The sequence below is a fragment of the Mesorhizobium sp. WSM4845 genome, assembly GCF_055811455.1.
Window position 1 is genome coordinate 194,971 of record NZ_JBVVQA010000006.1, and the last position, 6,172, is coordinate 201,142.

At 64.8% G+C, this 6,172-nt stretch carries 7 protein-coding genes; 5 read left to right on the plus strand and 2 right to left on the minus strand.

The features are described 5' to 3' along the window. Positions 1-154: 154 nt before the first annotated feature. The 4 genes from AC0L2C_RS09950 to AC0L2C_RS09965 all read left to right on the plus strand — a co-directional run bounded on the left by AC0L2C_RS09950 (position 155) and on the right by AC0L2C_RS09965 (position 4,616). Positions 155-1,153 (plus strand): ABC transporter ATP-binding protein, encoded by a 999-nt coding sequence (locus AC0L2C_RS09950; protein ID WP_473523271.1) that lies wholly within the window; start codon positions 155-157, stop codon positions 1,151-1,153. 235 nt (positions 1,154-1,388) lie between these two features. Further along, complete coding sequence (locus AC0L2C_RS09955) at positions 1,389-2,354, plus strand: ABC transporter permease (RefSeq protein ID WP_473523272.1); 966 nt, start codon at positions 1,389-1,391, stop codon at positions 2,352-2,354. Further along, positions 2,344-3,159 (plus strand): ABC transporter permease, encoded by an 816-nt coding sequence (locus tag AC0L2C_RS09960; protein ID WP_287217673.1) that lies wholly within the window; start codon positions 2,344-2,346, stop codon positions 3,157-3,159. The genes AC0L2C_RS09955 and AC0L2C_RS09960 overlap by 11 nt, the downstream gene beginning before the upstream one ends. A 29-nt stretch (positions 3,160-3,188) precedes the next feature. After that, the gene (locus tag AC0L2C_RS09965; protein ID WP_473523273.1) at positions 3,189-4,616 is read left to right on the plus strand and encodes a gamma-aminobutyraldehyde dehydrogenase; all 1,428 of its coding nucleotides are present in this window, start codon (positions 3,189-3,191) and stop codon (positions 4,614-4,616) included. A gap of 103 nt (positions 4,617-4,719) precedes the next feature. Here AC0L2C_RS09965 and AC0L2C_RS09970 read toward each other — a convergent pair whose 3' ends face one another. Further along, entirely contained in the window at positions 4,720-5,034 is a 315-nt protein-coding gene (locus AC0L2C_RS09970) for a formate dehydrogenase subunit delta (protein WP_473523274.1), read from the minus strand. Beyond that, positions 5,024-5,851 carry a formate dehydrogenase accessory sulfurtransferase FdhD gene (gene fdhD, locus AC0L2C_RS09975; protein ID WP_473523275.1) on the minus strand — a complete coding sequence of 276 codons (828 nt, stop codon included), beginning with the start codon at positions 5,849-5,851 and terminating at the stop codon, positions 5,024-5,026. Before fdhD ends, AC0L2C_RS09970 begins: the two co-directional genes overlap by 11 nt. 66 nt (positions 5,852-5,917) lie before the next feature. On the opposite strand from fdhD, the gene AC0L2C_RS09980 reads away from it, so the two are divergent. Then, a partial coding sequence (locus AC0L2C_RS09980) for a hypothetical protein (protein ID WP_473523276.1) occupies positions 5,918-6,172 on the plus strand: 255 nt, incomplete at its 3' end.

Sequence of the window (6,172 nt, forward strand, 5' to 3'; positions counted from 1 at the left end):
ACCCTTGCCCCCTCCCCGTGAACAACGGGGAGAGGGGGTCGCGAGCGTTGCGGCTAGCCCCTTCTCCACGTCCCTACGGGGAGAAGGTGCCGGCAGGCGGATGAGGGTCAGCGCTGTCGCCTGAATTGACGAGCGTGGCAGATCAGGACAGCCCATGACATCAGCCGTTTCCTTCCAGAAAGTCTCGCGCCATTTCGGCAGCGTGCGCGCCGTCGACATGGTCGATCTCGACATCGTGCCGGGCGAGTTCTTCGCCATGCTTGGACCTTCGGGTTCCGGCAAGACGACCTGCCTGCGCTTGATCGCCGGCTTTGAGCAGCCGACATCGGGCTCGATCTCCATCTTCGGCGAACGCGCCGAAGGCGTTCCGCCCTATCGCCGCAACGTCAACACCGTGTTTCAGGACTACGCGCTGTTCCCGCATCTGAACGTGCTCGAAAACGTCGCCTACGGGCTGATGGTCAAGGGTGTCGGCAAGCCCGAACGGCAGAAGGCGGCCGAGGAAGCATTGTCGCTGGTCCGGCTTCCCGGCTACGGCGCCCGCCGCCCGAGCCAGCTTTCCGGCGGACAGCGCCAGCGCGTCGCGCTCGCCCGCGCGCTGGTCAACCAGCCGAAGGTGCTTCTGCTCGACGAGCCGCTTGGCGCGCTCGACCTCAAGCTCCGCGAAAACATGCAGGAGGAGCTGAAGTCGCTGCAGAAGGCGCTCGGCATCACCTTCATCTTCGTCACCCACGACCAGGGCGAGGCGCTGTCGATGGCCGACCGCGTCGCCGTCTTCAACGACGGCAAGATCATGCAGATCGGCACGCCGGAGGACATCTACCAGCGGCCGAGGACGCGCTTCGTCGCCGATTTCGTCGGCTCGTCCAATGTGCTGCCGCCGGATTTCGTTCAGCGCTATTCCGGCCAGCATCGCTGGGGCAGCCTGCGCCCTGAATCCATTCGCATCGGCCAGGCAGCCAAGGGCGACGGCGTTGCCGCTCGCCTCGTCTCGACCAATTATCTCGGCGCCACGACCAGACTGGCGCTCGACGCCGACGGGTTGAGATTGCATGCCATTGTGCCGGCCGGGGCGAAATTGCCCAGCGAAGGCGAGGCGGTCGTGCTCACCTTCAACCGCGAGCATTTGCATCTGATGGACGAGCCGGGATGATGGCGGTGAGGAAAGTCTTGGCTGACAGGCCAAGTGCGGCGCTTCACGGCGCCCCCCTCTGTCCTGCCGGACATCTCCCCCACTTGGGGGGAGATCGGCAGCTTCGCCAGTGGCGCCTCTTCTGCAACGTTGGTGATTGGCGAAAGCAGTCGCGACAGCCGATCTCCCCCCTCGTGGGGGAGATGTCCGGCAGGACAGAGGGGGGCGCGAAGGATCGCGGCCTGTCGAAGACACCATGACTCTGACTGCGACCCAGGCAAAACCCGCTCCCGCCGTCCTCCCCCGCGGCGGCGGCGTGCGCGGCGCCCTGTCCGACTTGTTCTGGCGCAAGCCGAAGCTGCTGCTGCTGTTGATGCTGCTGCCGCAGGTGCTGTGGCTTGGCATCGTCTATGTCGGCTCGCTGTTTGCGCTGCTCTTGCAGAGTTTTTTCTCGATCGACGAATTCTCCGGCCTCATCAACCGGCAGTTCACGCTGAAGACCTATGGCGACCTGCTGCAGGCCGCCAATCTCGACATCATCCTGCGCACGGTGACGATGGCGGCCCTGGTCACGCTCGCCTCGGCGACCATCGCCTTTCCCATCGCCTATTACGCGGCCCGCTATGCGCGCGGCCGCTGGAAGGCGCTGTTCTATCTCGGCGTGATGCTGCCGCTGTGGTCGAGCTATCTGGTCAAGATCTACGCCTGGAAGCTCATTCTCGCCAAGGAAGGCATTCTCACCTGGCTGCTCGCCAAGCTGCATCTGCTATGGCTGCTCGATGGCTGGCTGTCGCTGCCGGTCGTCGGCGGCAACTCGCTGTCGGTGTCGTCCACCGGCACCTTCATCGTCTTCGTCTACGTCTGGCTGCCGTTCATGATCCTGCCGGTGCAGGCGGCGCTTGAGCGCGTGCCGGGCAATCTGGTCGAGGCCTCGTCCGATCTCGGCGCCTCGCCCGGCCAGACCTTCCGCAACGTGCTGTTCCCGCTGGCGCTGCCGGGCATCGTCGCCGGCTCGATCTTCACCTTCTCGCTGACGCTGGGCGACTACATCATCCCGCAGATCATCGGCACCTCGCGGCTGTTCATCGGCCAGGCCGTCTATTCGCAGCAGGGCACCGCCGGCAACATTCCGCTCGCCGCCGCCTTCACCGTGGTGCCGATCGTCATCATGGGCTTCTACCTCTGGGGCGCCAAGCGCATGGGGGCCTTCGATGCGCTCTGATGGCTCACCAACCGCCCCTCTCGGCCTGAAGGTCGCCGCCGCCTGCGGCCTGCTGTTCCTGCATCTGCCGATCTTCCTGATCTTCGTCTATGCCTTCACGACCGAGGAAAAGAGCTTCGCCTGGCCGCCGCCGGGGCTGACCATGCAATGGTTCGCCGTCACCTGGAACCGCCCGGACGTGTGGGAAGCGCTGTCGCTGTCGGTCCGTGTCGCCGCTATCTCGACACTCGTCGCCCTGGTGCTCGGCACGCTCTGCGCGGCCGCCGTGTCGCGAACACGGTTCTTTGGCCGCGAAACCATCTCGCTGCTGGTCATCCTGCCGATCGCGCTACCCGGCATCATCACCGGCATCGCGCTGCGTTCGGCCTTTTCGCTGGCCGAGATTCCGTTCTCGTTCTGGACGATCGTGCTTGGCCACGCCACCTTCTGTGTCGTCGTCGTCTACAACAACGCTGTCGCCCGCTTTCGCCGCACCTCCGGCTCGATGATCGAGGCGTCGATGGACCTCGGCGCCGACGGCTTCCAGACCTTTCGCCATGTCGTGCTGCCCAACATCGCCACCGCGCTGCTTGCCGGCGGCATGCTGGCTTTCGCTCTGTCGTTCGACGAGGTCATCGTCACCACCTTCACCGCCGGCCAGCAGCAGACGCTGCCGATCTGGATGCTGGAAGAACTGATCCGTCCGCGCCAGCGCCCGGTCACCAACGTCGTGGCCATGGTCGTCGTGCTGGTGACGCTGCTGCCCATCCTCGTCGCCTATTACCTGACCCGCGACGGCGACCAGATCGCCGGTTCGGGCAAATGACGTCAAGAATCCATAAGGGAGAGACTGCCATGGACACAAAGATGCTGATCGGCTCGAAATTCGAGAAGGGCACCGAGACCGAGGAGCCGATCCTCAATCCGAAGACCGGGGCGACTATCCTCAACCTGCCTGAAGCCAGCCAGGCGCAGATCGAGGCGGCGGTGCTGGCGGCCGAAAAAGCCTTCGTCACCTGGTCGCGCACCACGCCCGCGCAGCGCTCCGGTTATCTCCTGAAGATCGCCGATCGCATCGAGGCCGCGGCACAAGATTTCGCCGCCCTCGAGGCACTCAATTGCGGCAAGCCGATCAATGCCGTGCTCAACGACGAAATCCCGGCGATCGTCGACTGCTACCGCTTCTTTGCCGGCGCTGTCCGCTCGATGCCCGGCCAGGTCGCCGGTGAATACATTCCCGGCCACACTTCGATGGTCCGCCGCGACGCCATCGGCGTCGTCGCCTCGATCGCGCCGTGGAACTACCCACTGATGATGATGGCCTGGAAGCTGGCGCCGGCGATTGCCGGCGGCAACACGGTTGTCTTCAAGCCGTCCGAGCAGACGCCGCTGACAGCGCTGAAGCTGGCAAAAATCCTTGCCGAGATACTGCCCGAGGGCGTCGTCAACGTCGTGCTCGGCAGAGGCGACAGCGTCGGCAACACGCTGATCAACCACCCCAAAATCAACATGATCTCGATCACCGGCGATGTCGCCACCGGCAAGAAGGTGCTGCAGGCCGCCGCCAAATCGGTCAAGCGCACGCATCTCGAGCTCGGCGGCAAGGCTCCGGTCATCGTCTTCGACGACGCCGATCTCGGCGCGGTGGTCAACGGCCTGCGCGCCTTCGGTTATTACAATGCCGGCCAGGACTGCACCGCCGCCTGTCGCATCTATGCCGGCCGGAAGATCTACGACAAGCTCGTCGCCGACCTTTCCTCTGCCGTCTCGACCATCAAATACAACTCCCCCGACGACACCGAAAACGAGATCGGGCCGTTGATCTCGCGCCGCCAGCGCGACCGCGTCTCGAGCTTCGTCGAGCGCGCCTCGGAGCTTAAGCACATCGAGATCACCACCGGCGGCAAGCCGGGCGAGGGCACCGGATTCTTCTACCAGCCAACCGTCGTCGCCGGCGCACTGCAGGAGGACGAGATCGTGCGCCGCGAAGTGTTCGGGCCGGTTGTCTCCGTCACCCGCTTTGCCGAGGTCGACGAGGCGGTGAACTGGGCCAATGACAGCGACTATGGCCTTGCGTCCTCGGTGTGGACCAAGGATGTCTCGCGCGCCATGGCGGCGGCCGCCCGGCTGCAATATGGCTGCACCTGGATCAACACCCACTTCATGCTGACCAACGAGATGCCGCATGGCGGGCTGAAGCAGTCCGGCTACGGCAAGGACATGTCGCTCTATGCGCTGGAGGATTATACCGCCGTGCGCCATGTGATGGTGGCGCACGGGTAGCGCCTTTTTCTTCTCCCCGTTGACGGGGAGAAGGTGGCCCGAAGGGCCGGATGAGGGGCAGCACCGGGCCTACTTCTGCGAAGCGGCGATCCCGGTATTCGACTCACCGGCCCCAAGGCCCTTGCCGCTTGGAACGACGCCCCCCGGCATCGGCGCCGAAGCCCGCTGCTTCCGGTGCGGCCGGCCGCTTGATCCTTGCCGAGGCGGCCACGACAAGCTCGTTGAAGCCTTCGCCACCATCGTCCAGCATCTCGAACAGTTGCCGCCGCATCCTCGGCTCCCAGAATTTGTTGATGTGCTCGGCGACGCCGGCAACGCCTTCCTCGCGCGGCTTCGAGTGAAAAAAGGTGGCAATCTGGTTGGCCATGCGGACCAGCTTTTCGCTGGTGCTCATGATGTGGCCTTCGTCATGCGACATGCTTGGCAACTCCGGTAGCCACCCGGTCGGGGTGGGTAAAAATATCGAAATCATCGCCGCGCACCAAAGCCACCAGCGTCATGCCGGCGTGACCGGCGGTACGGATGGCAAGTGCCGTCGGCGCCGAAACGGCAATGATGAACGCAGCGCCGATCGCCGCCGTCTTCTGCACCATCTCGACCGAAACGCGCGATGTCACCACGACAGCACCCAAGGTGCCATCGATCCCGGCTTTGGCGAGCGCCCCGGCCAGCTTGTCGAGCGCATTGTGGCGGCCGACATCCTCGCGCGCCATGACGATGCCCTTGCCGGGGATATAAAAACCGGCGGCATGGACCGCACCGGTCTCGGCATGAAGCGGCTGCGCTTTCGACAAAAGCCTGACCGAAAGGACGATGTCGTCGGTGTTAAGTGTAAGTCGTGACGAACCGACCGCCTCGACCGAGCGCATCGCCTCCTCGATCGACTCGATGCCGCACAGCCCGCAGCCGACCGGGCCGGCCAGGCGTCGGCGCCGCGCCTCGAAGCGTGTATTGGCCTGGTCCTTCAGCCTGATCTGGATGTCGATGCCGGCGCCGTGATCCTCGACCTCGATCTCCTCGATTTCCCGGCCGTTTGCGACAATGCCTTCGGTCAGCGAGAAGCCGAGCGCGAAATCCTCGAAATCGGCCGGACTTGCCATCATCACCGCGTGAGTGGTGCCGGCAAAGGAGAACGCCACCGGCGTCTCTTCCGGCACCATCCGGTTGGCGGCCGCACTGCCGCCGGCGCGGTGGGCGAGGCGGGAGATTTGTGTGATAGCGCAACGTTTAGGCATCACGCGGCACCCCCTTTGGCCTGCCGGCCATTTTACTTGGGAAGCGTCGAAGGCTTCTTGCTTCAATTGGCAGTTGCTCTCCCAGGCCATCCCCCACTCCGTCGCTGCTTCGCAGCGCCACCTCTCCCCCCTCCGGAGGGAGAGGAAGGGAGCCTGCAGTTCGCGCGCTTTCCTCTCCCCCGTCGATCGGGGGAGAGGTGGGGGGGGGGGGGGGGGGGGGGGGGGGGGGGGGGGGGTTGGGGGGAAAAAAAAAAAAAAAAAAAAAAAAAAATCGCCCCCCCCCCGCCGCCCCAGATAGTGGGAAGGGCGGGGGGGCCGCGG